Raw genomic sequence first — 25,604 nt, forward strand, 5'->3', positions numbered from 1 at the left:
CGGAATCACTGACCATGCTCCTCTACGTCGATGCCCAGTTTGCCTCGCCCTATGCCCTGTCGGCCTTCGTCGCGCTGCAGGAAAAGGGGCTGTCCTTCACCCTCGAGACCCTCGACCTCGCAGCCGGCGACCAGCAGCGGCCGGATTTCGCCCGCCTGTCGATCAGCGGCCGCGTGCCGACGCTGGTCGACGGCGACTTTGCCCTGTCGGAGTCGTCGGCGATCGCCGAGTATGTCGACGAGGTCCATCCCGGGCCGGCGCTCTATCCGTCGGCGCCGCGCGCCCGCGCCCGCGCGCGGCAGGTGCAGGCGTGGCTGCGCAGCGATTTTCTGCCGCTCCGGCAGGACCGCTCGACCGAGGTGATCTTCTACGGCCCGACAGCGCAGCCGCTCTCCGCCGCCGCCGAGCACTCGGCGGCGCGGCTCTTCGCCGGCGCCGGTGAACTGCTGGCGCACGGCGGCGACCACCTGTGCGGCGACGACTGGTGCATCGCCGACGTCGACCTGGCATTGATGCTCAACCGCCTGCTGCTCAACGGCGACGCCGTTCCCGACGCCCTCGCCCGCTACGCGACACGGCAGTGGCAGAGACCCAGCGTGCAGTCGTGGGCGCGCAGGCCGAGGCCGCCCCGCGTGGCGACGGCGTGAACCATTCGGGACGGCGCTGCCGCGCCCACACTCGTTGCGGGAGACGACACTGAACACCCACATCGTTCCGGCCTACGCCGCACTGCTGGGGCTATTTTTCATCGCCCTGAGCATCCGCACCCTGCGCCTGCGGCGCCAGCTTCGCATCGCCGTCGGCGATGGCGGCAACCCGGCGATGCTGCGCGCCATGCGCGTGCACGCGAACTTCGCCGAGTACGTTCCGCTCGGGCTGATCCTGCTCCATTTCGTCGAGGCGCAGGGGGCGCAGGCGATGCTGCTGCACGGCCTGTGCCTCTGCCTGCTGCTCGGCCGCGTCGCGCACGCCTTCGGCGTCAGCCAGACGGCCGAGAACTTCAGCTTCCGCGTCACGGGCATGGCGCTGACCTTCACGACGATCTTCTTCTCGTCGGCGTGGCTGCTGCTCGCCTTCGTTCGCCAGCATCTGGCCTGAGAGCGGGCGATGGCTTGCAGCCGGGGTTCGTCGCGCGCTATAGTCTCGCCGCGAATGGGAGAGCACGGCACTGCCGTCGCCGAAGGCGCAATCCACCCGGAAACGCTCAGGCAAGAGGACCGTTCGTGCAATGAACTCTGGAGAGCGGCGCCCGCTTCAGCAGGGCGCCCACCGATGGGGCCAGGACGACCGTAGAGCAGCGTGTCGGCCAGACAATCTCTCAGGTACATGGACAGAGGGGTGGACTCGAATCGGGTTCGCCCCTTTGCCGTTTCTGGAATCCACTTCAACACCTTCCTGCCAGGGATTGATACGATGCAGAAAACTGTCCTGAATGAGGAGCACCGCCGAAGCGGTGCACGAATGGTCGATTTCGCTGGCTGGGAGATGCCGCTCCACTATGGCTCGCAGATCGAGGAACACCATGCCGTGCGCCGCGATGCCGGCATGTTCGACGTCTCGCACATGTGCGCCGTCGATGTCACCGGCGACGATGCGCGCGCCTTCCTGCGGCGACTGCTGGCCAACAACGTCGATCGCCTGCAGCTTCCGGGCAAGGCGCTCTACAGCACGATGCTCAACGAGGCCGGTGGCGTCATCGACGATCTCATCGTCTACCATCTCGCTGCAGAGGACTTCCGCGTCGTCATCAACGCCGCGACCGCCGCCAACGACCTGCGCTGGATGACGGCCCGCCGCGACGAGTGGGGCCTGGCGGTGACGATCCGCGCGCGCCGGGAAGGCGCGGACGCGCTGGCGATGATTGCCGTGCAGGGCCCGCAGGCGAGGCAGAAGGTGTGGCAGGCGCTGCCCGAATGCCAGCCGGCCAGTGCCGCCCTGCAGCCCTTCTTCGCCGCCGCCGTCGGTGAACTCCTGATCGCCCGCACCGGTTACACCGGCGAGGACGGCTACGAGATCACGCTGCCCGCCGCGCAGGCCGTCGGGCTGTGGCAGCGCCTTGCCGAGGCGGGCGCGCGGCCCTGTGGTCTCGGTGCGCGCGACACGCTGCGCCTCGAGGCGGGAATGAATCTCTATGGCCAGGACATGGACGAGAGCGTGTCGCCGCTCGACGCCGGGCTGGCGTGGACCGTCGACCTCGCTGCGCCGCGCGACTTCGTCGGCAAGGCGGCGTTGCTGGCGAAACCGCAGCAGCACCGCTTCCTCGGCCTGCTGCTCCTCGACCGCGGCGTCCTGCGCGCCCACCAGCGGGTCGACAGCGCGCATGGCCAGGGGGAGATCACCAGCGGCAGCTTCTCGCCGACGCTGCAGCAGTCGATCGCCCTCGCCCGCCTGCCGCTGCCCGCCGCCGTCGGCGACGTCGTCCAGGTCAGCGTGCGCGACAGGCCGCTGGCGGCGCGTGTCGTCAAACCCTGCTTCGTCAGGAACGGCAGCATCCTCGTTTGATCCCGACCTGACCCACACCAGCCCTGCTTCCACTCATCAGGAGAGACCGTGAACATCCCGACCGACCTCAAATACACCCGCAGCCACGAATGGGTCCGCATCGAAGCCGACGGAGCGATCAGCGTCGGCATCACCGATCATGCGCAGGAATTGCTCGGCGACCTCGTCTTCATCGAATTGCCCGAGCCGGGACGCGAGTTGGCCGCCGGGCAGGAAGCGGCCGTCGTCGAATCGGTCAAGGCGGCGGCCGACGTCTATTCGCCGCTGTCGGGAAGCGTCATCGAGAACAACGCGGTGCTCGCCGATTCGCCCGAGCTGGTCAACCAGGACGCCTACGCGGCCTGGCTGTTCAGGATTCGTCCGGCGAGCGTCGCCGAGCTGGATGGCCTGCTCGACGCGGCCGCGTACCAAGAGATCGTTGCCGCCGCCTAGTCGCCGCGCGAACCACCGGAAGACACCATGGACGCCACCCCTCCCGCGCCGCCACTGGCGGCTCTCGAACGGCGCGACGACTTCGTCGGCCGCCACATCGGCCCGAACGCCGGCGAGATCGCCAGCATGCTGGCCAGCATCGGCGTTGCCAGCCTCGCCGAACTCGTCGCGCAGACGGTGCCGGCGGCGATCCGCCTGCCGGCGCCGCTGCCGCTCGCCGGACCGCGCAGCGAGATCGAGGCGCTGGCCGAGCTGCAGGCGATCGCGCGCCGCAACGACAAGCGGCATTCGCTGATCGGCATGGGCTACGCCGACAGCGTGACGCCAGCGGTCGTGCTGCGCAACCTGCTCGAGAATCCGGGCTGGTACACCGCCTACACGCCCTACCAGGCGGAACTCGCGCAGGGACGTCTGGAGGCGTTGCTCAATTACCAGCAGATGGTGATCGACCTGACCGGCCTCGAGCTGGCCAATGCCTCGCTGCTCGATGAGGCGACGGCGGCCGCCGAAGCGATGAGCATGGCCCGCCGGGTCAGCAGGTCGGCAGCGCAACGCTTCTTCGTCGACGCGGCGTGCCTGCCGCAGACCGCCGACGTGCTGCGCACCCGCGCCACCTGGTTCGGCTTCGAACTGGTCTTCGGCACGCCCGCCGAGGCGACGCGGCATGAGGTCTTCGGTGCGCTCTTCCAGTATCCGGACGATGCCGGCGAGGTCGCCGACCTCAGCGCGTCGATCGCCGCCGTCAAGGCGCGTGGCGGCGTCGTCGCCGTCGCCTCCGACCTGATGGCGCTGGTCCTGCTGCGCTCGCCCGGCGCGATGGGCGCCGACATCGCACTCGGTTCGGCGCAGCGCTTCGGCGTCCCGCTCGGTTTCGGTGGCCCGCATGCCGCCTTCTTCGCCACCCGTGACGAGTACAAGCGCGCCGTCCCCGGCCGCATCATCGGCGTCTCTGTCGACGCCCGCGGCAAGCGCGCGCTGCGCATGGCGCTGCAGACCCGCGAACAGCACATCCGGCGGGAAAAGGCCAATTCGAACATCTGCACCTCGCAGGTCCTGCTCGCCAACATCGCCGGCATGTACGCCGTCTACCACGGCCCGCAGGGGCTGCGCGGCATCGCCAGCCGCATCCACCGCCTCGCCGCCCTGCTCGCCGCCGGCCTGCGCGAGGGCGGGATCGAGCTGGGCAGCCGGCACTTTTTCGACACCGTGCGCCTGCGGCTGGCCGGCCGCGCTGCGGCGGTCCTGACGGCCGCCGCCGACGCCGGCTACAACCTGCGCCTCGTTTCCGCCGACGAACTCGCGATCGCGATCAACGAGAAGACGACGCGTGCCGACGTCGCTGCGCTGATCCAGCTGATCTCGGGCGTGGCTGCCGACCTCGACGGGCTCGACGAGCAACTGCGCCGTGCCGACCCCTTCCTGCCGGCGTCGCTGCTGCGCCCGGACGCGATCCTGACGCATCCGGTGTTCAACAGCCACCACACCGAGCACCAGATGCTGCGCTATCTGAAGAAGCTGCAGAACCGGGATCTGGCGCTCGACCATTCGATGATCTCGCTCGGCTCCTGCACCATGAAGCTCAACGCCAGCAGCGAGATGATCCCGATCACCTGGCCGGAGTTCAGCGACATCCACCCCTTCGCGCCGCTCGACCAGGCGCAGGGCTACCTGCGGATGATCGCCGACCTGGAAGCCTGGCTGAAGGCGATCACCGGTTTCGACGCCATCTGCCTGCAGCCGAACTCGGGCGCGCAGGGCGAGTACGCCGGCCTGGTCGCGATCGCCCGCTACCATGCCAGCCGGGGCGAAAGCCGCCGCAACGTCTGCCTGATCCCGAAATCGGCGCACGGCACCAATCCCGCCACGGCCCAGATGTGCGGCATGCGGGTGGTGGTCGTGGACTGTGACGACTCGGGCAACATCGATGTCGCCGACCTGGCGGCGAAGGCGGCACAGCATGCCGCCAACCTCGCCTGCCTGATGATCACCTATCCGTCGACGCACGGCGTCTTCGAGGAGGCGATCAGCGAGATCTGCGCCATCGTGCACCAGCATGGCGGCCAGGTCTACATGGACGGCGCCAACCTCAACGCCCAGGTCGGACTGACCTCGCCGGCGCTGATCGGCGCCGACGTCAGCCACATGAACCTGCACAAGACCTTCTGCATCCCGCATGGCGGCGGCGGCCCGGGCATGGGTCCGATCGGTCTCAAGGCACATCTCGCGCCGTTCATGGCCAACCACTGCGTGCAACCGGTTGCTGGCCCGCACCGCGGCCAGGGAGCGGTTGCCGCGGCGCCCTGGGGATCGGCGTCGATCCTGCCGATCTCCTGGATGTACATCGCGATGATGGGCGGCAGCGGACTGACGCGAGCGACCGAAGTGGCGATCCTCAACGCCAACTACATCGGCACCCGCCTGGCTCCGCATTACCCGGTGCTGTACACCGGCAGGAACGGCCGCGTCGCGCACGAGTGCATCCTCGACATCCGCCCGCTCAAGGCGGCGACCGGCGTTTCCGAGATCGACATCGCCAAGCGCCTGATGGACTATGGCTTCCACGCGCCGACGGTCAGCTTCCCGGTGGCGGGAACGATGATGGTCGAACCGACCGAATCGGAGGCAAAGGGCGAACTCGATCGCTTCATCGCCGCGATGATCGGCATTCGCCACGAGATCCGGCAGATCGAGAGCGGCCACTGGCCGGCCGACGACAACCCGCTGAAGCGCGCCCCGCACACCCAGGCCGACATCGTCGACGAGGCGTGGCAGCGGCCCTACAGCCGCCAGCAGGCGGCCTTTCCGCTGCCTTGGGTGGCGGAGAACAAGTTCTGGCCGAGCGTCAATCGCGTCGACGACGTGTACGGCGACCGCCATCTGTTCTGTTCCTGCATGCCGGTCGACGAGTCCGACGAGTCGGCGGAATCCGGCCCGGTCAACCACACCAGCGGAGTGAAGACATGAGCACAAGCATCCACGAGTTCAGCGCCGAGCTCCTCGGCGGCGGCACGCAGCCGCTGGCCGACTACGCCGGCAAGGTCCTGCTGATCGTCAACACCGCCAGCCAGTGCGGCTTCACGCCGCAGTACGCCGGCCTCGAGGCGCTTTACCAGCGCTATCGCGAGCGCGGCCTGGTCGTTCTCGGTTTTCCCTGCAACCAGTTCGGCGCGCAGGAGCCGGGCGATGCCAGCGAGATCGCCAGTTTCTGCCAGAAGAACTACGGCGTCAGCTTCCCGATGTTCGCCCGCATCGAGGTCAATGGCGACAACGCGCACCCGCTCTACCAGCATCTGAAGAAGGCCGCGCCGGGCCTGCTCGGCAGCGAGGCGATCAAGTGGAACTTCACCAAGTTCCTCGTCGATCGCGCGGGCGACGTCGTGCAGCGCTACGCCCCGGCAACCGCCCCGGACAGCATCGCCGACGACATCGAGAAACTGCTGTGAGCAACCACCGTCGGCAGACCGGCGACGACGGCAGGCGGCAGCCGCCGGCGTGCGCACGGCTGCCGGGCGACGACGAAACGCATGCACCGCGCTGAGTCGACGCCCGGATCGGCGCCGCTGCGGACTCCCGACCTCAGTGCCATGCTGCGCTGGCCGAACGTGCCGGCGTGCTACGGCTGGCTGGGACTCGATCGCCGCGGTCGCTGGCGCCTGCGCGGCGAAACGCTCACCCATGCCGGCCTCGTCGCCTTCCTCAACCGGCAGTACGGATGCGACCGGCAGGGCAACCATTTCGTCCAGAACGGTCCGCAGCGCGTCTACGTCGAGCTCGAGTACACCCCCTGGGTGGTGCGCCTGGGCGCCACCGGGCAGCTCGAGACGCACATCGGGACGCCGGTCGACGAGATTCGCGGCGCCGCCATCGACGAACAGGGCAACCTGCTGCTCGAGATCCCCGAGGGCGTTGCGCTGCTCTGCGACCACGACCTCGCTGCGCTGCACGGCTGCCTCCAGCTGGCGGACGGGATGCCGGCCGACGACGCCAGCGTGCTCGCCGCCATGTGCGCCGGCGACGGCGAGGCCAGCGCGCTGACGCTCTGCTGGCGCGGCCAACGGCTGCCGGTGCGTTCGCTCCGCCGGGCCGACGTCGCGCGACACTATGGCTTCGTCGCCATACCACGAGCAGGCGACGTGGAGGAAGGGCGTTGAACCCGCGGCAACTCGCCCTCGACGCCCTGCTGCTCGGCGACCCGGTGCTGAAATGCGCCGCCGTCGACGCCATGCCGCTGCCTGCCGGCGAGCGGACGCCGGCCGACCCGGACAGCAGCCGGCTGGCGCACGAAAGCCTGCCCGGCCGCTGCGCGCGGCCATTGCTGGTCGCGCCGGCGCAACTGGCGCAACGACCGGTCAGCACGCTCGCGGGACGCGCCGCGCTGTTCCACTCGCTGGCGCATATCGAGCTCAACGCCGTCAATCTGGCGCTCGACGCCGTCTGGCGCTTCGCCGGCATGCCGGGCGACTTCTACCGCGACTGGATCGGCGTCGCGCGTGAGGAGTCGCAACACTTCCAGTTGCTGCACCAGCACCTGCGGGCGATGGGCTACGCTTACGGCGACTTCCCGGCACACGACGGGCTCTGGGAAATGGCCGAGAAAACCCGTGACGACCTGCTGGCACGACTCGCGCTCGTGCCGCGCGTCCTCGAAGCGCGCGGCCTCGACGCCGCGCCGCTGATCCGCGACAAGCTGCGGCATGCCGGCGACGAGCACGGTGCGGCACTGCTCGAGATCATCCTGCGTGACGAGGTGGCGCATGTGCGCATCGGCAACCGCTGGTACCACTGGCTTTGCGAACGGCGCGGCCTCGACCCGCTGGCCTGCCAGGCGGAACTGGCCCGACGCCATCGCGCACCGCGCCCGCGTGGCCCGTTCAACCTCGCCGCGCGCCGCGCCGCCGGCTTCGACGAGCAGGAACTGGCGGCGCTGCAGGCTGGATGAGGGCAAGCGGGCGCAGCGGCCAGCGCGGCTGACCGGATGAAGCGGCCGTCCGCGACGGCCCATGTCAATCACTTACCGGCGGCACCGTCCGGGCTTTACTGGAGCGAGTCTCACCATGCGCTATCAGGTTTTCATGGAAGAAGAGGAAGGAGCCGACGGGTCCGGGGATCTCGCCAGCTTCGACACACTCGAGGGGGTGTGGGAATTCATCGGCAAGCATCTGCCGACTGGCGTCTACAGCGATCGCCGCCTGGTCTGGGTGAAGGACCGCGAGGCGAACGGCGAGGTGTCCTTCTCGGTCACGTCCAGTCTATGGACCGAGCATTGCGAAACGCCGCTCGCCTTCGCGCGCTGCTTCAAGATGTTCCTCGATTTCAGGCATCCCTAGCAGTGCGTGCAGCAGGCTGCAGGCGCCACCGCCGGCCGCCATGCTAGCGACGCCGCGCCCGTCCGCCGGCCTGGCGCTGCTGCTGACGACCCTGGTCGCCCTCGGCCCGCTATCGACGGATCTCTACCTGCCGGCGCTGCCGACTCTCGCCCGGGTCTTCGCCAGCGACGCCGCCGCGGTGCAACTGACGCTGTCGGTCTTTCTCGCCGGCTTCGCCTGTGGTCAGATCGTCTACGGCCCGCTGTCCGACCGCTTCGGACGCCGCCCGGCGCTGCTCGGCGGTCTGGCGCTCTACTGTCTCGGCTCGCTCGGCTGCGTCTTCGCCCCCGACATCGCGACACTGATCGGCGCCCGCTTCGTGCAGGCGCTCGGTGCCTGCGCCGGCCCGGTGATCGGGCGCGCGATCGTGCGCGACATCTGGGGAGCCAGCGAGTCGGCACGGATCATCGCCTACATGGGCAGCGCCATGGCCCTCGCGCCCCTGATCGGACCGACGCTTGGCGGCTTCCTCACCATCCTCTTCGGCTGGCAGTCGAATTTCGTGCTCCTGCTGCTGATCGCCGTGATGCAGCTTCTGGCCGTCGCGCGCGCCCTCGGCGAGAGCAACCTGCGGCGTGACCCGGACGCCACCAGGCCGCGCCGGATGCTCGCCAACTTCGCCCAACTGCTGGCCAACCGGGCCTACCTCGGCTACCTGCTCACCTTTTCCTTCTCCTACAGCGCACTCTTCGCCTTCATCTCGGGATCGTCCTTCGTCCTCGCCGAGCGGCACGGGCTGACGCCGCAGGTCTACGGCATCTGCTTCGGCAGCGTCGTCGCCGGCTACCTGCTCGGCTCGCTGATCTCCGGGCGACTGGTACGGCGCCTCGGCAGCGACCGGCTGCTCCTGATCGGCGCCTGCATCGGTGCCATCGCCGGCCTCGCCATGGCCCTGCTCGAGTACGCCGGCGTCCGCACGCTCGCCGCCATCCTCGTGCCGATGTTCTTCTGCACCATGGGAACCGGCCTCGTCATGCCGAACGCGATCGCGCGCGCACTCGCCCCCTATCCGGCGATGGCGGGCGCGGCGTCGGCGCTCATGGGCTTCGTCCAGATGAGCGTGGCGGCACTGGTCGGCATCGCCGTCGGCCACGGGCTCGCGGGCGGCGGCGCGGCACTGGCGACAGCGGTCGCCATCTGCACCCTGCTCGCGCCCGTTTCATGGTTGCTGCTGCTGCGCCGTGGCCGCTGACGCTGCGGCGTTCGCCCCACCCGGGAAGCCTGCCGGTGCACCGGAGAGCAGGACGGATGTGAACGAGCCATCAGAACCTGGGCAGCGCTTTCCACCTCACCCCTGGCCCGGAGTCAGCTCCCGCTGCCGGCGCGCCAGGGTGCGCAGGACCATGTCGAGAACCTCATCGAGATGCTTGCCGACATCCTCGGCGAGAAAGCGCAGCACGACATAACCGTTCTCCTGCAACAGCGCGTCCTTGCGCCGGTCGCGGCGGTAGGCTGTGGCGTCGGCCAAGTGTTGCGGGCCATCGACTTCGACCGCCACGCGCGCCTCAGCGGCGAGCAGATCCACCTCCATTCCGCCACGTCCGTCGAAAGGAATCGACAATACGACGTTGAGACGAAACTTCCCGGCGGTGTCAGGAAGCGTCTGCAAACGCCGATGGAGGAAGGCTTCGCTGGCGCTGCGCGCGCGCCCGGCACCGCTCGCCCCCGGCTCGAACGTGCCAGCGGCGTGCACGAACAGCTCGCCGAGCGGCGCGTCCACCCCGTCGCGCAGCAGGCGCTGGACGCTGGCAGCGTAAGCGCGCTTCCATTCCGCCTCGACCGGAAGCGGCACCTCCGGTGGCCAGCCGGGCACCGCGCTGGCCGGCAGCAGAATGGTGTACCCGACCGCTTCGTAGCCCTTGCAGCGCCGGTCGAACATCCGCGCCAGCAGCGGCACATTGAGGTCGGCGTAGTCGTAGATGCGGACCTCCCGCTTGCTGTCGTGCAGGCGATGCAGACGGCCGGCGTACTGGGCAATCGTTCCGCGCCAGGAGACCGGCAGCGTCAGGAACAGGGTGTCGAGACGGGCGTCGTCAAAGCCCTCGCCGAGGTAGCCACCGGTCGCCAGGACGACCCGTTCCTCGCTCTCCGGGATGGCCACCAGTCGCGCGAGCGCCTCCTGCAATTGCCTCCTGCCCATGCCGCCGCGCAGGACCACCAAGTGGCGCACGATCGGTTCCAGTCGCTCGGCCAGCTGTTCGAGATGACCGGTTCGTTCGGTCAGCACGACCGGCGAACGTCCCTCGCGCACTGCCGCCGCGACGTCGTCGACGATCAGTCGATTCCGTCTGTCGTCGGCGATCAGTGCCTCGTACAGATCATGGAACTGGACGCGCAGGTCGGCGCCGCCGGCGGAAGGCGCGTGGAAGGCCGTCGGACGCACCCAGACGTTGTGGATGAAAGGTCGCTCCGCTGCCTGTTCGCGCGCACTGACTCGATGGCGGACCGGTCCGCACTGCATGAAGACGATCGGGTGGTGCCCGTCCTTGCGGGTCACGGTCGCTGACAAGCCAAGGACATATCTGGCCTTCGCTCGCCGGACCAGCTGCTCGAAGCTCAATGCCGGCAGGTGATGGCATTCGTCCACGACCAGATGACCGTATTCCCCGACCCGGTCATCGACCACGCCCGCGCGGACGAGGCTCTGGATCAGCGCCACGTCGAGCGTGCCGTTCGGCTTGTTGCGACCGCCGCCGATGCGGCCGATGGCCTTGGACGGCAATCCCAGGAAGCTTGCCAGCCGTTCGACCCACTGCTCCAACAGTTGCTGGCGGTGGACGAGCACCAGCGTGCTGACGCCGCGCCTGGCGATCAGCCACGCCGCGACAACGGTCTTGCCGAAAGCGGTGGTCGCGGCGAGAACTCCGTGGTCGTGGCCGGCCAAGGCTTGGGCGGCGACCGCCTGCCGCGGCCGCAAGCTGCCCTGGAACGAGACGCCCAGCGGTACGCCGGAGTGGCGCTCGTCGCGCACGATGCATTCGATCCCGAGGCTGCCGAGCAGATCCTGGATCTCGTCCAGGCAGCCGCGTGGCAGACCAATATGCAGCGGATGCTGCTCGGCGCAGGAGATCACCCGTGGCGTGCCGAAGGTCGGCAGGCGCATCGCCTGCGCCCGGTAGAACTCCGGATTCTGGAACGCCGCCAACCGCAGCAGGCGATTGCGCAAGGCGGCGGGCAATCCCTCTTGGGCAAGATAGATCTCGTTGCCGAGGATCAGCTCCAGTCGTTCCGGCAAAGTCCCGACGATCGGCGGTTCGGCTCGGCGGCGCGAGGGCGGTGCGCTCCACGGCTCGACGTCGCCTTCCTGGTCTTCGTCGAGCACGGGAAAGCGAACTCCGACGACACGCCCGCGTTGCTCGGCGGCGCGAACAATGGACTCGGCTTGCGCGCGGGTGATCCTTTGCATGGTCGAGAGAAACGCCCACTGATCCGGCCAGGGAAGAAACCGTCCGTCGAGGAACACGCTGTCGTCGCTTTCCCGCGGGCGCTTCTGCAGCGGCAAGGCGATCAGGTTGCCGAAACCGCCCTTGGGCAGGGTGTCCTGGTTCGGAAACAACCGGTCGTACGAATCCAGACCGATTTCTGGTCGTCGTTCCATCGTCTCGGTGAGGATGTGCGCAGCGAGTTTCCTCGCCAGGACAGCCGGCAGGGCCTCGGCGAAGAACAACCACAGGTGGCCGCCGTTGCCCGAGCGCGATCGCTCGACCGCGGCCGGCAGCCCCAGTTCCCGGCACGTGTCGCGAACGGCGCCGATGTCCGCACACCAGCCTTGCTTGTCGAAATCGATGGCAAGAAAGAAGCAGGTCTCATCGAGAAGCATCGGGTAAACGCCGATGACGAACTCGCGACCACGGTCATCGTGGCCCGTCAGATGCTGGCGAATGGTTTCGTCGGTCAGCGGCAGGAATCGCCGACTGGGGCAGTCCTGGCACCTGACCGCCCGCTTGTCGCACAGTCCACGCGCCCACTCGTTGGCGCAGGCGGGAGTGTAACCCGTCAGACCCGTGCGGAGGCTTGCGAAACGGCGCGCATAGAGGTCGTCCCGCCCCCGGAAGAGCGACCGGAACAGGGCGATCTTGGCATCTACGGCGGAGTGCTGCGAGACTTCGGATACGGCGCCCATTACCGTGAAAGTCGCGTGAGCGACTGGCGAATCTCCCCTCGCCCGCTCGCGGGAGAGGGGTCGGGAGGGAGGGGAAAGGTCAAGGCTTTCATCATCGGAAGTGCCTGAGAAAGCCATGACCGTTGGGTCGAACGAACGGCCATGGGCAACGCTGACGAGTATAGGTGGCCCGCTCGTGGGCGGTCAATCGGGGTGACGTGCAGCGCCTCCCGGGATCTGGTTGCTCGCTGCCGATGCCCGCCCACAGCCATTTCACCGTAAGATAGCCGCGGGGATGGCGATTCGTGACCCTGCGGCACCGCCCGCCGACCGCGCATCGTCGAACGACCATCTTGTGGATGTGGGGTAAGACAGCTTGCTCGCCAGAGAAACGACGCCCAGCACCATCGTCAGGTACCTCGATGAGTACGTCATCGGCCAGGATGAGGCCAAGAAGGTGCTCGCCGTCGCGGTCTATTCGCACTACCGCAAGATCGCCACCCTGCGCAATGACCAGGGGGCGATCGCCAAGAGCAACGTGCTCCTCGTCGGCCCCTCCGGCACCGGCAAGACGCTGCTCTGCGACACGCTGTCGCGCCTGCTGAAGGTGCCCTTCGTCACCGCCGACGCCACCTCGCTGGCGCAGACCAAGTACGCCAACGAGGAAATCGAGGCGGCACTGCAGCGGCTGCTCGACAAGGCCGACGGCCGCATCGAGGACGCGCAGCGCGGCATCGTCTTCATCGACGAGATCGACAAGCTGCGCTCGCCGAACGCCGCGGCGGGAAGCAGTTCGGGCGAGAGCGTGCAGCATGCGCTGCTCAAGATCATGGAGGGCTCGCCGGTCAAGCTGAAGGACAACCGCTACATCGACACGGCGAACATCCTGTTCATCTGCGGCGGCGCCTTCGTCGGGCTCGAGAACATCATGGCGCGGACGCACGGCTTCGGCTTCATCGCCACCTCGGCCGACGACAACCAGAACATCCTCGACCGGCTCAACAAGCGCGTCAAGCCGACCGACCTGTTCGAGTTCGGGCTGATCCCCGAGTTCACCGGTCGCCTGCCGGTGATCGCCCGGCTGCACGAGCTGAGCAAGCCAATGCTGGTGCGCATCATGAGCACGGCCCGGAATTCGATCTATCGCCAGTACATCGCGATCTTCCGCGACGAAGGCGTCGAACTGAGCATCGGCCCGCGCGTGTTCGAGCAGATCGCCGAACTCGCCATGGAGTACAAGACCGGCGCACGCAGCCTGCGGGGCATCTTCGAGGAACTGATCACGCCGATCCTCTACCTGATACCGGACAACCCGGAGATCTGCAAGGTTGAAATCTCCTCATTGTTTGAAGACGCCCGTTATTTCCGGCGCAAGTGACGACCGCCCGGTCGCTGCCGGCGCCAGCCTCTGGCTGGGCAGCCGCGCCGCCGCCTCGGCGCTGCGCGTCATAGCCCTCTGCATCCTGTCCTATCTGCTCGCCTGCACGGGAATCGCCATGTTCCAGAACCATCTGCTCTACTTCCCGCAGCGCGCCGGCGTCGGCGAGATGACCTCCGGCGGCCTCGCTCCCTGGCCGGGCGCCGAGGACTTCCGCGGACTGCTGGCCGAGCCCGCCGGCCCGGCACGCGCGACGGCGATCGTCTTCCATGGCAATGCCGGGCACGCCGCCCACCGCCAGTTCTACAGCGACGCACTGGTGCCGCTCGGCCTGCGCGTCATCCTCGCCGAGTATCCGGCCTATGGACCGCGCGCCGGCGAGCTTGGCGAGACCAGCCTGGTGGCCGACGCCGAACGGACGATCGCGCTCGCGCATGAGCGTTACGGCGGACCCCTCCTGATCATTGGCGAATCGCTCGGCGCCGGCGTCGCCGCGGCAGCCAGTGCGCGCCAGCGCGCGGCGATCGGCGGCCTGCTGCTGATCACGCCGTGGGACAGGCTGGAAAACGTCGCCAGCCACCACTACCCGCTGCTGCCGGTGAAGCTGCTGCTGCGCGACCGTTACGACAGCAGCAGTCATCTCGCCGGCCTGCAGCGGCCGGTACTGGTCGCCGTTGCCGCCGACGACCGGATCGTCCCCGCCCGCTTCGGGCGCGCGCTGTACGATGGGCTGCCGCAACCCAAGCGCCTGGCGCTGATCGAGGGCGCCGATCACAACGACTGGTTCTATCGGCTCGACGAGAACTGGTGGCGGCAGGCGATCGACTTCCTGCTCGAGGTGCGCGACTGATCGCTGGCGAGGATCCAGGCCGGGGCATCGTCAGCCGGCGCCCCGGGTGCCCGCCGCGCAAAGGATCAGGCGTTCAGCGCCGTGTCCTCGCCGCCATCTCCTCGTGCAGCGTCCGCCTGGCCGGCCGCAGCGGCGTTCGGCTCTGCGTCCATCCGGATTGGCGCGGCGGCGTCAGCAGGCGCAGACGAGTCGCCAGCCAGCCGAACGCACGGTAAAGCAGCGGACGGGTGTACAGCGCGGCCCAGCCTGCCCAGACGGCGTCCATGAGGAGATTGCGCGCCGCCCCCTGGCCGAGCAACGGCCGCTGCCCGACGCGTGCGTCGTGCTGCGCTTCGCCGCGCAACCGGACCAGCAGCTCGGGAATCGGGATGCGCACCGGACAGACCTCGCCACAGGCGCCGCAGAGGCTGGACGCGGTCGGCAGGACGTGCGTCGCCGCCAGCCCGAGCAGGTGCGGCGAGATGATCTCGCCGATCGGGCCCGGGTAGGTCGTGCCATAGGCATGGCCGCCGATGCGCGTATAGACCGGGCAATGGTTCATGCAGGCGCCGCAGCGGATGCACTGCAGGGTGGCGCGCAGCTGCTCGTCGGCGTAGGCCTGGGTGCGCCCGTTGTCGACCAGGACCAGATGGACTTCGCGCGGCCCATCCTTCTCGCCCGGCTTGCGCGGCCCGCTGATCAGGTTGAAGTAGGTGGTGATCGCCTGTCCGGTCGCCGAGCGGGTGAGCAGCGCGAACAGCGGTGGCACGTGTTCGAGTTTCTCGACGACCTTCTCGATGCCGGTGATCGCGATGTGCACATCGGGCACCGTCGTACACATGCGACCATTGCCCTCGTTCTCGACCAGGCACAGCGTGCCGGTCTCGGCCACCGCGAAGTTGACTCCCGAGAGACCGATCTCGGCGGCCATGAACTTCTCGCGCAGCACGGCGCGGCCGATGCCGATCAGCTCGTCGACCGAATCGGTGTAGCGGGCGCCGGGGACCTTCTCCGCGAACAGGCGGGCGATCTCCTCCTTCGTCTTGTGGATCGCCGGCATGATGATGTGCGAGGGCTTCTCGCCGTCGAGCTGGACGATGTATTCGCCCATGTCGCTCTCCAGCGCCTCCATGCCGGCATCGGCCATCGCATGATTGAGTTCGATCTCCTCGCTGACCATCGACTTGCCCTTGACCATCAGCTTCGTCGCGTGTCGACGGGCGATGTCGATGATGATCCCGTTCGCCTCGGCCGGCGTTTCGGCCCAGTGCACGTGCACGCCATTCTCGGTCAGCCGGCGCTCGAGCAGTTCGAGCAGTTCCGGCAAGCGCGCCAGGCTGTACTTGCGGATGTGTTCGGCGAGCGCGCGCTGACGCTCGAAGGCAGCCAGATCGGGAAACTGCGCCGCCCGCTTGCCGATCAGGAAATCCATCGCGCCGCGAAAGCTGCGGCGCAGGTGCTCGTCGGCAACCGCCGTCGCCGCGCGCTCGCGGAACTCGCTGGCGGGAACAAAGTGCAGTGGCCGTGCGTTCATCGCGCGTCCTCCCCGTCGAGCAGCAGGACGACCAGTTCCTTCGGCCCGTGCGCGCCGTAGGCCAGCGTCACCTGGATATCGGCGGTCTTCGACGGCCCGGAGACGAGCAACGCGTTGGTCGGCAGGTGGCCGCTCCAGTCCTGTGCGCCGATCGCCGCCAGCAGGTTGGCATGGATCTGGTCGGCATCGAGGAGCGCGAAATGGATTGGCGGCACCAGCGACAGCAGGCGCGGCTCGCTGGCGTCCGGCCAGATGATCAGGGTGCCGGTCTCGGCGATGCCGCCGCGGGTCGAGGTCAGGCTGGCGTCGATGTCGCGAAAGAGCTCCGTCTTCCACTCCTCGAGCGGCCGGTCGTAACAGCGCAGGCCGGCGATGCCGCTGCCGGCCAGCACCGCGGCGTGCCGCTCGCCATGCAGCAGCGAGCGCACCCCCTTCGCCAGGCACAGCTCGCGCAGCTTCGCCGGCCAGTCGTCGCGACTGGTGCGGACGACCTCGCCGCGCCAGAAAGCCATCTTCTCGCAGAACAGCCGGATCCGCTCGCCGCGATCGCCGGCACCAGCCGCATCGGTGAGCGCGACCTGCTGGCCCCATACGTCGGGTGGCAACGGTAGCGGTCCCTGTGCTGCCTGCCGCAGTCGCTGCAGGATTTGGTCACGCGCGCTCACCGTGGTTCTCCGGCATCCGCGCCGCAGCGCCGCCAGAGAAAACTGGCCAGATGCTGTCCCTGCAGGCTGCTCCCCCTCTTCTGCAGCGTGTGGTTGAGATTGAGCATGCAGCCACAGTCGGCGGAAACGAAGGTCGTCGCGCCCGTCTCCTGCAGCGCATCGACCTTGTCGCCGGCCATTGCCCCCGAAATCGCCGGATGCTTGAGCGAAAAGGTGCCCCCGAAGCCGCAGCATTCCGCTTCGTGGGCATGCACCACGACATCGACCGCCGGCAACTGGTCGAGCAGCGCGCGGGCGTGCAGGTGCGTCCCCATTTCGCGGCGCGCGGCACACGAGGTATGCAGGGCGACGCGCTCGCGCGGCCCGCGGTCGCTGAGGCGGACCCTCGCCACCTCGAGCAGGAACTCCGACAGCTCGAACACGCGATCGGCAAGCGCCTGCGCCTCGGCCTGCAGCAGCGCGTCATCGGCGAACATGTTCGGGTAGTGGTGGCGCATCGTGCCGGCGCAGGAACCGGAAGGAACGATCACCGGCCACGGCTCGGGAAACAGCCGCAACTGGGCCAGAGCCACCGCCCGCGCCTGGTCGGGAAAGCCGCTGCTGTGTGCCGGTTGCCCGCAGCAGGTCTGGTCGGCAGGAAAGATCACTTTGATCCCCTCCCGCTCGAGCAGCCGGACCGCGTCCAGCCCGGCCTGCGGACAGAAGAGATCGATCAGACAGGTCCCGAAGAGGTACACCCGGGCCGGCTTTTCGGGATACTCGCGGCGCTCTGTCCCATCCATGGCATGCTCCTGCGCAAGTTTGAAGCGAAAGTGGTAAGACCACTTCAGGTTAACTTACGGTTGCCACGACCTTTTGTCAATCCTTGCCACACCCAGGGCAATTGTCCTGGCTGGCTGGCGGGTTGCAGGCATCCCAGGAATGCCCGCACGCGCGGGCCCGGGGCAACCCCGGTGAGCGCGCAACCAGCACGGCAACTGGTCAGACCAGATTCTTCCTGCAATAATCCGGCGCCGATGCCCGGAGGACACGAGAACCAGCGCATGACGCAAAGCAAACTCAAGTTGCCGAGGATTCCCGATGCCGTCGCGCATCAGCTCGAGACGCGGATCATCGAAGGCGCTCTGAAACCCGGCGACCGTCTGCCGGCCGAACGCGAACTGGCGCTCGAAATCGGCGTCTCACGCCCCTCGCTGCGCGAGGCGATCAAGCAGCTCGTTTCGCGCGGGCTGCTGCTGAGTCGCCATGGTGGCGGCACTTTCGTCACCGACCGGCTGACCACGAGCCTCGCCGATCCTTGGCAGCGATTGCTCGCTGAGCACCCGTTGCTGCACGATGACGTACTCGAATTCCGCCACCTGCTGGAAGCGTCGGCGGCCTCGCTGGCAGCACAACGGGCAACGGACAGCGATCTGGAACGTCTCGACCAGGCGTACCTGCGCCTCGACGCGGCTTATGCCGGCAACGACCGCAGCGCACAGGTCGCTGCCGACGTCGCTTTTCATCTGACGATTGCCGAATCGGCGCACAACGCCGTCTTCGCCCACCTGCTGGCAAGCATCCTGCGCCTGCTGCACGAACACGTGCGCCACACCCTGCGCGAAATCTCGGTCAGCATGGAAACCGGCCAGCAACTGATGCGCCAGCACGCGGCAATCCGCGACGCGATTGCCGGCCGCCAAGCCGAGGCGGCCCGCTTGGCGGCCGAGGCGCACATCAGCTATGTCCGGCAGCGGCTGATCGACGCCGCGCAACCCGAGCAGCGGCAGCAACGATCGCTGCGCCACCTGAGCTGAACGTCAGCCAACGAGGGGTGCTAGCAGCCTGTCGGACTTGACCAAGTCGGCTGCAAGAAGTGGGAAGACGGCTCATTTCTCCCCGTATTTCTGCACGAATAGAACCACTATTCGCTTGAAATCCGTGAAAAACTGCGCTCGTCTCCCACTTCTTTCGCTTCGACCCATCAAGTCCGACAGGCTGCTAGACCTTGACCCGCATCAGGCGCGCCTTCTCGCGCACCCAGTCGCGCTCCTTCTCGGCCTCGCGCTTGTCATGCTGTTTCTTGCCCTTGGCGAGACCGATCTCGACCTTGACGCGGCCGCGCAGCAGGTGCAGGTCGAGCGGCAGCAGCGTGTAGCCGGCACGCTCGACCTGGCCGATCAGTTTGCTGACCTGCCTGGCATGCAGCAGCAGCTTGCGCGTGCGCACCGGGTCCGGCCGCACATGCGACGACGCCGCCAGCAGCGGCGTGATGTGCATGCCGAAAAGAAAGACCTCGCCGTCACGAACGACGACGTAGGCCTCCTTGATGCTCGCACGACCGGCGCGGATCGCCTTGACCTCCCAGCCCTCGAGAACGATGCCCGCCTCCAGCTTCGATTCGATGAAGTAGTCGTGAAAGGCCTTCTTGTTGGCGACGATGCTCATGCGGCCGTATCTCGGTTGGGCGGGTTCCGGAGTGCTAGAATCCGCGATTCTACAGGATTCGCGAGGTGTGGCAGACGATGGCCATGGTCAAGAAGTCGGTGCTGATCGAGCATTCATCGCAACGGATGTTCGATCTCGTCGATCGTGTCGAGGACTATCCGCAGTTCCTGCCCTGGTGCAGCCAGACCCACTGCGAGTTCCGCGACGAGCGGCGGACGGTCGCGACGTTGCACATCAACTACCGCAGCGTCCGCTCGCACTTCACGACGGCAAACGACAAGGAGTCGCCGTTGTGGATGAAGATCACGCTGGTCGATGGACCGTTTCGCCGCCTCGACGGGTTGTGGCGATTCAAGCCACTGACCGCAGGCGCCTGCAAGATCGAGTTCCAGCTCTCCTACGAGTTCTCCAGCCGGATGTTCGAGAAGGTCATCGGCCCCGTCTTCAGCCAGATCGCCAACACCTTCGTCGAGGCTTTCGTCCGCCGTGCCGACGAGCTCCACGGGGCACGGCATGCCTGAGATGCTGACCATCGAGCTCATCTACGCACTGCCGACCAAGCAGCAGTTGCTCACCCTCAGGCTGCCGCAGGGCAGCACCGTGCAGCAGGCGATCGATGCCTCGGGGCTGCTGCAGAAGCACCCGGAGATCGACCTGAAGACGAACCGGATCGGTGTCTTCGGCAAGCTCAGCAAGCCGGACGCCCTGCTCCACGACCGCGACCGCGTCGAGATCTACCGGCCGCTGATCGCCGATCCGAAGGAGGTCCGCAAACAGCGAGCCGCTGCCGGCAAGGTGATGAAGAAGGGCGCTGGCGACGGCGAATGAGGGAGGCCGGCTACTTGCAGTCGCGCTGCAGGTCTTCGCGCATGCGCGAGATCAACTGCGCTCGCTCGCTGTCGTCGATGGGATAGCGCCCGCCCTTGCCGTCTGGCAGCAAGATGCGTTCGCCCGACTCGAGGCTGCGCAGGGACTTGCGCGCCGCCTCGCAGTCCTCGCGCTTGCGCGCATTCGCCCGCTGTTCGCTGTCGCTCTTCTCGGCGGCATCGCGCGCCTCCTGCTGCCGCTTGCGGAACTCCATGTCGCGATCGGCCAGCGTCTTCGCCGGCGTTGCAGCCGGCTCGCCCGCCGGCGGTGGTGCTGTCGTGTCGATCCGGCGCAGCTGCCGCACCGGACCAGACGGCGGACGATCCGAGATCACCGTCCTGTTTTGCTCATCCTGCCATTGATAGACCTGCGCCGGTGCAGCGATTGCGGTCGCCAGGGTGACAGCGGCAAGAGCAAAGCGTTTCATGGTCAGCGAGCCGTTGAGGAGCACGCTGTATAATACGTTTTTGTGACCTCGGATCAAAGGCCATGCGTGTAATCCAAAGGGCGCTGACGTTCGACGACGTCCTTCTCCTCCCCGCCCACTCGACGATCATGCCGCGCGATGTCACCCTGAAGACGCGCCTGACACGCAACATCAGCCTCAACCTGCCGCTCGTTTCGGCGGCGATGGACACCGTCACGGAAAGCCGGCTGGCGATCGCCCTGGCGCAGGAAGGTGGCATCGGCATCGTGCACAAGAACCTCAAGCCGAAGGCGCAGGCAAAGGAAGTCGCACGCGTCAAGCGTTTCGAATCCGGCGTGCTGAAGGATCCGATCACCGTGCCGCCGACAATGTCAGTGCGCGACGTCGTCGCCCTGACCCGGCTGCACAGGATTTCCGGCGTACCGGTGGTCGACGGCCAGGTCGTCGTCGGCATCGTCACCAACCGCGACCTGCGCTTCGAGACCCTGCTCGACCAGCCGGTGAGCAACATCATGACGCCACGCGATCGGCTGGTGACCGTGCACGAGGGAGCGACCGTCGAGGAAGGCAAGGCATTGATCCACAAGCACCGCCTCGAACGTGTGCTGGTGGTCAACGATGCCTTCGAGCTGCGCGGGCTGATCACCGTCAAGGACATCATCAAGACCACCGAACACCCTGACGCGAGCAAGGACGCGGGCGGTCGCCTGCGCGTCGGAGCCGCCATCGGCGTCGGTCCGGGTACCGAGGAGCGCGCCGAACTGCTCGTCGAGGCCGGGGTCGACGTCCTCGTCGTCGACACCGCGCATGGCCACTCGCAAGGGGTTCTCGACCGCGTCCGCTGGGTCAAGAGGACCTTCCCCGACGTCGAAGTGATCGGCGGCAACATCGCCACCGCCGATGCTGCGCGCGCCATGCTCGACCACGGCGCCGACGGCGTCAAGATCGGCATCGGCCCGGGTTCGATCTGCACGACACGCATCGTCGCCGGCGTCGGCGTACCGCAGATCACCGCCATCCAGATGGTGCAGGAAGCGCTGCGGGACAGCGACGTGCCGCTGATCGCCGACGGCGGCATCCGCTACTCCGGCGACATCGCCAAGGCGATCGCCGCCGGCGGCGACGCCGTCATGCTCGGCGGCCTGTTCGCCGGCACCGAGGAAGCCCCCGGCGAGGTCGAACTCTACCAGGGCCGTTCCTACAAGTCGTACCGCGGCATGGGGTCGATCGGCGCCATGGCCGCCGGCGCCGCGGATCGTTACTTCCAGGACACCGCCAACCTCGACAAGCTGGTGCCCGAAGGAATCGAAGGCCGTGTTCCGTACAAGGGCTCGGTGCTCGCGGTCATCCACCAGTTGATGGGCGGTCTGCGCTCGTCGATGGGTTACCTCGGCTGCTGCACCATCGCCGAGATGCACGAGCGCGCGAGCTTCGTCGAGATCACTTCCTCGGGCGTACGCGAATCACATGTCCACGACGTCCAGATCACCAAGGAAGCGCCAAACTACCACGTCGATTGAGCAGCAATCGACCACTGACGGGCGGCGACGAGCCGCCCGCTGCATTTGAGGCCGCAAGATGTCCCATCAGAAGATCCTCATCCTCGATTTCGGCTCGCAGGTCGCACAACTGATTGCCCGTCGCGTGCGCGAACAGCAGGTCTACTGCGAGTTGCATCCCTACGACGTCAGCGAGGATTTCGTCCGCGAATTCGGCGCGCGGGGCATCATCCTTTCCGGCGGGCCGAACTCGGTCTATGAGGTCGAGGATTTCCGGGCGCCGCCCGTCGTCTTCGAACTCGGCGTGCCGGTGCTCGGAATCTGCTACGGCATGCAGACGATGGCGGAACAACTCGGCGGCCGCGTCGAAAGCTCGCGGCGGCGCGAGTTCGGCTATGCCGAGATGCGGGCTCGCGGCCACTCGGCGCTGTTCAGCGACATCGAGGACCGCCGCAACGAGCACGGTCACGGACTGCTCGACGTCTGGATGAGCCACGGAGACAAGGTGACCGAACTGCCGCCGGGATTCAGCATCATCGGCAGCAACGATTCGACGCCGATCGCCGCCATGGCCGACGAAAAGCGCCGCTTCTACGCCGTGCAGTTCCACCCCGAGGTGACGCACACGATCAAGGGGGCGGAGATCATCGGCCGCTTCGTGCGCGATATCTGCGGCTGCGGACACGACTGGAACATGCCCGACTACGTCGTCGAGGCGGTGTCGCGGATTCGCGCGCAGGTCGGCAAGGATGAAGTCATCCTCGGCCTTTCGGGTGGGGTCGATTCATCGGTGGCGGCAGCGCTGATCCACCGTGCCATCGGCGACCAGCTGACCTGCGTCTTCGTCGACAACGGTCTCCTGCGTCTCAACGAGGCTGAGCAGGTGCAGCGCACCTTTGCCAGCAACCTGGGTGTGCGCGTCGTGCACGTCGACGCCACGACGCGCTTCATGTCGCCGTTGCGTGGCGTCTCCGACCCGGAGCAGAAGCGCCGGATCATCGGCCGCGTGTTCGTCGAGGTCTTCCAGGACGAGGCCGCACGCCTTCCCAATGCGCGCTGGCTGGCGCAGGGAACGATCTACCCTGATGTCATCGAGTCGGCGGGAGCGAAGACGAAGAAGGCGCACACCATCAAGAGCCACCACAACGTCGGTGGCTTGCCCGAGAGCCTCAACCTGACACTGCTCGAACCACTGCGCGAACTGTTCAAGGACGAGGTGCGCGAACTCGGGATCGCCCTCGGACTGCCGCACGAGATGGTCTATCGTCACCCCTTCCCCGGCCCCGGCCTCGGCGTGCGCATCCTCGGCGAGGTCAAACCCGAGTACGCCGACCTGCTGCGCCGCGCCGACGCGATCTTCGTCGACGAGTTGCGCGCCGCCGGCTGGTACGAAAAGACCAGCCAGGCCTTCGCCGTCTTCCTGCCGGTGCGCTCGGTCGGCGTCATGGGCGACGGGCGCACCTACGAGTACGTCGTCGCCCTGCGCGCGGTAGAGACCCTGGATTTCATGACCGCCCACTGGGCTGAACTGCCACACGCCCTGCTCGGCAAGGTCGCGAACCGGATCATCAATGAGGTACGGGGCATCAACCGCGTCGTCTACGACATCTCGAGCAAGCCGCCGGCGACGATCGAGTGGGAATAGTGCCGGCCGACGACACGAGGCGGCAAGCGACGGCCCGGAGAGGCGTCGGGATGGCGACACGGGCTGCGCGGGACGAAGCGAATGCTGCCGACCAGTCCGGCGAGCGGACTGCTCTTCACCTCGCTCGGACATGGCGACGTGGTGATGTGATGGGCCGCGAGCGCAAGCTGCTCGCCCCGTTCGCGGCGCTCTCTGGCATCCGGGTGGTCGGCCTGACGCGGACCGCAGTGCCCGGCATCCTGCAGAAGCCAAGCCAGGGATGGCCGCAGCGCCCAGCAGACCAGTCAAGCCGGCCGCCAGTTGGGCCGGCCAGCGTCGGCTGCGCCTGATCGGTCAGGCCTTCACGACCTCTCAGCAAACCAGCCGCTGTGCGTCATCGAGCAGGGTCCGGCGCCCGATCAGGTCGCGACGCGGGAAGCTGCACGGCAGCAGGCTGATCACGGGAGCGCTCCGCACGACCACCAGCGGCAGCGCGATGTCGACGGCGGCAGCGGGTGATCCTTCCGGGACGATGAGGTTCATTTGGTCGAGCCTTAGCCGGACCGTCTCGATGCGGAGATGGTCGGCGCCATGGGTCAGCACCTGTTGGATGCACTCGATGGCCTGTTCGAGGGCATCGCCGGGGGTCGCACACGCGGCGAGCGCCTGCTCGTTGCGCGCCAGACTGGCCCCGACCTCCGCGATCTGTCCTGCCGTCCGCCCGCCATGGCCGACCACCGTTTCGAGACCGGCCCGTTGGCCGCGCAGGATCATCAGCCGGCCAATGAGGATCGAACGTTCCATCGACAGATCCTTGCAGGCTGCCTCGGCCGAAACGATCTGCCGGAGCGCCTCGGTCACCAGGAACCTGAATGCACGGCGGCGAATCTCGAGCCGCGCCTCGTGCTCGCAGCCACTCGGCAGGACGACCTTCTTGTCGACACAGGAAACCGCCGTCCGCACGACGTCACGCTGCATCAGGTCACCGTTCGCCGCGACCACGACACGCGCTTCCTCGCGACGAATGAAACGCAGTGCTGCCCAGACCTGGTCGGCATCCGGCTCGCGGTCGAAGAAGTCCTGTACCGAGCGGCTGCGACTGAAGACCATCGGGACGTCTCGGGCAGTGGCAAAAACGGCGCGCAGGGTCGGACTGTCCGCCCACATCGCCGCAGTCGCCTCGATCGCCCTGGGAATCTGCGCCTCGATCGTCCGGCAGTAAACGATTGCCTGCTCGACGGCCGGAGCCAGCCTGCGGCGATACCCGGGGACGAGCTTCAGCCGCGGGTTGACGATCCCCACCACCTCGTCGATGCGCGCTTCGATGACCGTCGGGTCGACCAGAATCCCCGTCGCCGCGTCATCGCCGCCGAAAAGCCAATCGAGAATACCCATGTCTCCCCCCCGCCGCGCTCATTCTGCCGCTGCACCGTGTGTGCAGCAGCGAATCCGCGGCATTTTGCATTCAAGAATGCACGCCTGCGGCACCGGCGTCAATCCACCTCGAGGACACATCGAGTAGCGCCCGCCGCCGGTTGCCGGCTGGCGTTCCCTCTGTGCCAGACTGGTTGTCGCCTCGATGGGATCCGAAACAGAGCGCGACAAGGAGCAGACAGTCAAGGAACTGGAGCGGGAACTGAGGCGTGTGACGATCGACCGGACGAGGTCCTTCATCATCGTCAAGCGAACCGCGCTGCCATCGGCCGGGACCACCCGCAAGCCTCTCCAGCGCGGGATCGGCAAGGGTTCCTGCACCAGTCCCATCAGGTGCTGATTGACCTCGCCGAACACCAGCGCGTTGATCTTGTAACGTGCCTGGTAGAAGGCTTGGGCGGTGACCTCGCGGTCCGAGTCGGCGCGATTGCGCAGGTTGGCGAAAAACTGATCGAGTACCGACTGGACAGCGGCGTGGACGCTGGAGAGCAGAAAACTGAGGACGGCTGCAATCACGA

25 protein-coding genes and 2 riboswitches are annotated in these 25,604 nt (G+C 67.5%); of the genes, 17 read left to right on the forward strand and 8 right to left on the reverse strand.

Annotated features, from left to right (window positions below; all coding sequences use genetic code 11):
• Window positions 1–14: 14 nt before the first annotated feature.
• The 10 genes from yfcF to V5B60_RS18540 all read left to right on the forward strand — a co-directional run bounded on the left by yfcF (window position 15) and on the right by V5B60_RS18540 (window position 9,492).
• A complete protein-coding gene (gene yfcF, locus V5B60_RS18495; RefSeq protein WP_332349023.1) occupies window positions 15–647 on the forward strand; it encodes a glutathione transferase in 633 nt (210 codons plus the stop codon).
• A 34-nt stretch (window positions 648–681) separates the two neighbouring features.
• Window positions 682–1,098: an MAPEG family protein gene (locus V5B60_RS18500; protein ID WP_332349025.1), complete on the forward strand. Its 417-nt coding sequence runs from the start codon at window positions 682–684 to the stop codon at window positions 1,096–1,098.
• 45 nt (window positions 1,099–1,143) lie between these two features.
• Window positions 1,144–1,230, forward strand: a riboswitch (glycine riboswitch).
• Between the two features lie 3 nt (window positions 1,231–1,233).
• A riboswitch (glycine riboswitch) is annotated at window positions 1,234–1,336 on the forward strand.
• A 77-nt stretch (window positions 1,337–1,413) separates the two neighbouring features.
• Complete coding sequence (gcvT, locus tag V5B60_RS18505) at window positions 1,414–2,502, forward strand: glycine cleavage system aminomethyltransferase GcvT (protein ID WP_332349026.1); 1,089 nt, start codon at window positions 1,414–1,416, stop codon at window positions 2,500–2,502.
• A 48-nt stretch (window positions 2,503–2,550) separates the two neighbouring features.
• A complete protein-coding gene (gene gcvH, locus V5B60_RS18510) occupies window positions 2,551–2,934 on the forward strand; it encodes a glycine cleavage system protein GcvH (RefSeq protein ID WP_034936952.1) in 384 nt (127 codons plus the stop codon).
• A gap of 27 nt (window positions 2,935–2,961) precedes the next feature.
• A complete protein-coding gene (gcvP, locus tag V5B60_RS18515; RefSeq protein ID WP_332349032.1) occupies window positions 2,962–5,898 on the forward strand; it encodes an aminomethyl-transferring glycine dehydrogenase in 2,937 nt (978 codons plus the stop codon).
• Complete coding sequence (locus V5B60_RS18520; RefSeq protein ID WP_332349034.1) at window positions 5,895–6,377, forward strand: glutathione peroxidase; 483 nt, start codon at window positions 5,895–5,897, stop codon at window positions 6,375–6,377. The genes gcvP and V5B60_RS18520 overlap by 4 nt, the downstream gene beginning before the upstream one ends.
• A gap of 81 nt (window positions 6,378–6,458) precedes the next feature.
• Window positions 6,459–7,085 carry a DUF2946 family protein gene (locus tag V5B60_RS18525; RefSeq protein ID WP_332349036.1) on the forward strand — a complete coding sequence of 209 codons (627 nt, stop codon included), beginning with the start codon at window positions 6,459–6,461 and terminating at the stop codon, window positions 7,083–7,085.
• Complete coding sequence (locus V5B60_RS18530; RefSeq protein ID WP_332349038.1) at window positions 7,082–7,873, forward strand: ferritin-like domain-containing protein; 792 nt, start codon at window positions 7,082–7,084, stop codon at window positions 7,871–7,873. Before V5B60_RS18525 ends, V5B60_RS18530 begins: the two co-directional genes overlap by 4 nt.
• A 115-nt stretch (window positions 7,874–7,988) precedes the next feature.
• A complete protein-coding gene (locus V5B60_RS18535; protein ID WP_332349040.1) occupies window positions 7,989–8,261 on the forward strand; it encodes a hypothetical protein in 273 nt (90 codons plus the stop codon).
• A 40-nt stretch (window positions 8,262–8,301) separates the two neighbouring features.
• A complete protein-coding gene (locus V5B60_RS18540) occupies window positions 8,302–9,492 on the forward strand; it encodes a multidrug effflux MFS transporter (protein WP_332349042.1) in 1,191 nt (396 codons plus the stop codon).
• Window positions 9,493–9,588: 96 nt separating this feature from the next.
• Here V5B60_RS18540 and V5B60_RS18545 read toward each other — a convergent pair whose 3' ends face one another.
• Window positions 9,589–12,423 (reverse strand): TOTE conflict system archaeo-eukaryotic primase domain-containing protein, encoded by a 2,835-nt coding sequence (locus tag V5B60_RS18545; RefSeq protein WP_332349044.1) that lies wholly within the window; start codon window positions 12,421–12,423, stop codon window positions 9,589–9,591.
• A 355-nt stretch (window positions 12,424–12,778) separates the two neighbouring features.
• Between V5B60_RS18545 and V5B60_RS18550 the strand changes: the two genes are divergently transcribed.
• The gene (locus tag V5B60_RS18550; protein WP_332349046.1) at window positions 12,779–13,780 is read left to right on the forward strand and encodes an AAA family ATPase; all 1,002 of its coding nucleotides are present in this window, start codon (window positions 12,779–12,781) and stop codon (window positions 13,778–13,780) included.
• 118 nt (window positions 13,781–13,898) lie between these two features.
• On the forward strand, window positions 13,899–14,630 hold the full coding sequence (locus V5B60_RS18555) for an alpha/beta hydrolase (protein ID WP_332350628.1): 732 nt from the start codon (window positions 13,899–13,901) through the stop codon (window positions 14,628–14,630).
• A gap of 73 nt (window positions 14,631–14,703) precedes the next feature.
• On the opposite strand, the gene V5B60_RS18560 is transcribed toward V5B60_RS18555, so the two are convergent.
• The 3 genes from V5B60_RS18560 to V5B60_RS18570 are packed head-to-tail and all read right to left on the reverse strand — an operon-like array spanning window position 14,704 to window position 17,590.
• The gene (locus V5B60_RS18560; RefSeq protein ID WP_332349048.1) at window positions 14,704–16,143 is read right to left on the reverse strand and encodes a LutB/LldF family L-lactate oxidation iron-sulfur protein; all 1,440 of its coding nucleotides are present in this window, start codon (window positions 16,141–16,143) and stop codon (window positions 14,704–14,706) included.
• Entirely contained in the window at window positions 16,140–16,808 is a 669-nt protein-coding gene (locus V5B60_RS18565) for a LutC/YkgG family protein (RefSeq protein ID WP_332349051.1), read from the reverse strand. The genes V5B60_RS18560 and V5B60_RS18565 overlap by 4 nt, the downstream gene beginning before the upstream one ends.
• Window positions 16,805–17,590: a (Fe-S)-binding protein gene (locus tag V5B60_RS18570; protein WP_332349053.1), complete on the reverse strand. Its 786-nt coding sequence runs from the start codon at window positions 17,588–17,590 to the stop codon at window positions 16,805–16,807. Before V5B60_RS18570 ends, V5B60_RS18565 begins: the two co-directional genes overlap by 4 nt.
• Before the next feature lie 261 nt (window positions 17,591–17,851).
• On the opposite strand from V5B60_RS18570, the gene V5B60_RS18575 reads away from it, so the two are divergent.
• Window positions 17,852–18,604 (forward strand): FCD domain-containing protein, encoded by a 753-nt coding sequence (locus V5B60_RS18575; RefSeq protein ID WP_332349055.1) that lies wholly within the window; start codon window positions 17,852–17,854, stop codon window positions 18,602–18,604.
• Between the two features lie 184 nt (window positions 18,605–18,788).
• Here the strand turns inward: V5B60_RS18575 and smpB are convergent, their stop codons facing one another.
• Window positions 18,789–19,235 carry an SsrA-binding protein SmpB gene (smpB, locus tag V5B60_RS18580; RefSeq protein ID WP_034937001.1) on the reverse strand — a complete coding sequence of 149 codons (447 nt, stop codon included), beginning with the start codon at window positions 19,233–19,235 and terminating at the stop codon, window positions 18,789–18,791.
• A gap of 77 nt (window positions 19,236–19,312) precedes the next feature.
• Between smpB and V5B60_RS18585 the strand changes: the two genes are divergently transcribed.
• Window positions 19,313–19,756, forward strand: coding sequence for a type II toxin-antitoxin system RatA family toxin (locus V5B60_RS18585; RefSeq protein WP_332350630.1), 444 nt, complete (start codon window positions 19,313–19,315; stop codon window positions 19,754–19,756).
• Entirely contained in the window at window positions 19,749–20,063 is a 315-nt protein-coding gene (locus tag V5B60_RS18590; RefSeq protein WP_332349058.1) for an RnfH family protein, read from the forward strand. The genes V5B60_RS18585 and V5B60_RS18590 overlap by 8 nt, the downstream gene beginning before the upstream one ends.
• A gap of 10 nt (window positions 20,064–20,073) precedes the next feature.
• Here V5B60_RS18590 and V5B60_RS18595 read toward each other — a convergent pair whose 3' ends face one another.
• Window positions 20,074–20,529 (reverse strand): DUF4124 domain-containing protein, encoded by a 456-nt coding sequence (locus tag V5B60_RS18595; protein WP_332349060.1) that lies wholly within the window; start codon window positions 20,527–20,529, stop codon window positions 20,074–20,076.
• 62 nt (window positions 20,530–20,591) lie between these two features.
• Here V5B60_RS18595 and guaB point away from each other — a divergent pair, with 62 nt between their 5' ends.
• Window positions 20,592–22,049 (forward strand): IMP dehydrogenase, encoded by a 1,458-nt coding sequence (gene guaB, locus V5B60_RS18600; protein ID WP_332349062.1) that lies wholly within the window; start codon window positions 20,592–20,594, stop codon window positions 22,047–22,049.
• Window positions 22,050–22,107: 58 nt separating this feature from the next.
• Window positions 22,108–23,673, forward strand: coding sequence for a glutamine-hydrolyzing GMP synthase (guaA, locus tag V5B60_RS18605; protein ID WP_332349064.1), 1,566 nt, complete (start codon window positions 22,108–22,110; stop codon window positions 23,671–23,673).
• A gap of 351 nt (window positions 23,674–24,024) precedes the next feature.
• Here guaA and V5B60_RS18610 read toward each other — a convergent pair whose 3' ends face one another.
• Window positions 24,025–25,047, reverse strand: a complete 1,023-nt coding sequence (locus V5B60_RS18610) for a hypothetical protein (RefSeq protein WP_332349066.1) — start codon at window positions 25,045–25,047, stop codon at window positions 24,025–24,027.
• Window positions 25,048–25,065: 18 nt separating this feature from the next.
• On the reverse strand, window positions 25,066–25,602 hold the full coding sequence (locus tag V5B60_RS18615) for a hypothetical protein (protein WP_332349069.1): 537 nt from the start codon (window positions 25,600–25,602) through the stop codon (window positions 25,066–25,068).
• Between the last annotated feature and the right edge of the window lie 2 nt (window positions 25,603–25,604).

This window comes from Accumulibacter sp. (assembly GCF_036625195.1).
Lineage (GTDB): Bacteria > Pseudomonadota > Gammaproteobacteria > Burkholderiales > Rhodocyclaceae > Accumulibacter.

Coding starts and splice junctions, on each gene's coding strand:
- yfcF (WP_332349023.1), top strand. CDS start 15: ATGCTCCTCTACGTCGATGCCCAGTTTGCCTCGCCCTATGCCCTGTCG.
- gcvT (WP_332349026.1), top strand. CDS start 1,414: ATGCAGAAAACTGTCCTGAATGAGGAGCACCGCCGAAGCGGTGCACGA.
- gcvP (WP_332349032.1), top strand. CDS start 2,962: ATGGACGCCACCCCTCCCGCGCCGCCACTGGCGGCTCTCGAACGGCGC.
- V5B60_RS18520 (WP_332349034.1), top strand. CDS start 5,895: ATGAGCACAAGCATCCACGAGTTCAGCGCCGAGCTCCTCGGCGGCGGC.
- V5B60_RS18525 (WP_332349036.1), top strand. CDS start 6,459: ATGCACCGCGCTGAGTCGACGCCCGGATCGGCGCCGCTGCGGACTCCC.
- V5B60_RS18535 (WP_332349040.1), top strand. CDS start 7,989: ATGCGCTATCAGGTTTTCATGGAAGAAGAGGAAGGAGCCGACGGGTCC.
- V5B60_RS18540 (WP_332349042.1), top strand. CDS start 8,302: ATGCTAGCGACGCCGCGCCCGTCCGCCGGCCTGGCGCTGCTGCTGACG.
- V5B60_RS18545 (WP_332349044.1), bottom strand. CDS start 12,423: ATGGGCGCCGTATCCGAAGTCTCGCAGCACTCCGCCGTAGATGCCAAG.
- V5B60_RS18555 (WP_332350628.1), top strand. CDS start 13,899: ATGTTCCAGAACCATCTGCTCTACTTCCCGCAGCGCGCCGGCGTCGGC.
- V5B60_RS18560 (WP_332349048.1), bottom strand. CDS start 16,143: ATGAACGCACGGCCACTGCACTTTGTTCCCGCCAGCGAGTTCCGCGAG.
- V5B60_RS18570 (WP_332349053.1), bottom strand. CDS start 17,590: ATGGATGGGACAGAGCGCCGCGAGTATCCCGAAAAGCCGGCCCGGGTG.
- V5B60_RS18575 (WP_332349055.1), top strand. CDS start 17,852: ATGACGCAAAGCAAACTCAAGTTGCCGAGGATTCCCGATGCCGTCGCG.
- smpB (WP_034937001.1), bottom strand. CDS start 19,235: ATGAGCATCGTCGCCAACAAGAAGGCCTTTCACGACTACTTCATCGAA.
- V5B60_RS18585 (WP_332350630.1), top strand. CDS start 19,313: ATGGCCATGGTCAAGAAGTCGGTGCTGATCGAGCATTCATCGCAACGG.
- V5B60_RS18590 (WP_332349058.1), top strand. CDS start 19,749: ATGCCTGAGATGCTGACCATCGAGCTCATCTACGCACTGCCGACCAAG.
- V5B60_RS18595 (WP_332349060.1), bottom strand. CDS start 20,529: ATGAAACGCTTTGCTCTTGCCGCTGTCACCCTGGCGACCGCAATCGCT.
- guaB (WP_332349062.1), top strand. CDS start 20,592: ATGCGTGTAATCCAAAGGGCGCTGACGTTCGACGACGTCCTTCTCCTC.
- guaA (WP_332349064.1), top strand. CDS start 22,108: ATGTCCCATCAGAAGATCCTCATCCTCGATTTCGGCTCGCAGGTCGCA.
- V5B60_RS18610 (WP_332349066.1), bottom strand. CDS start 25,047: ATGGGTATTCTCGATTGGCTTTTCGGCGGCGATGACGCGGCGACGGGG.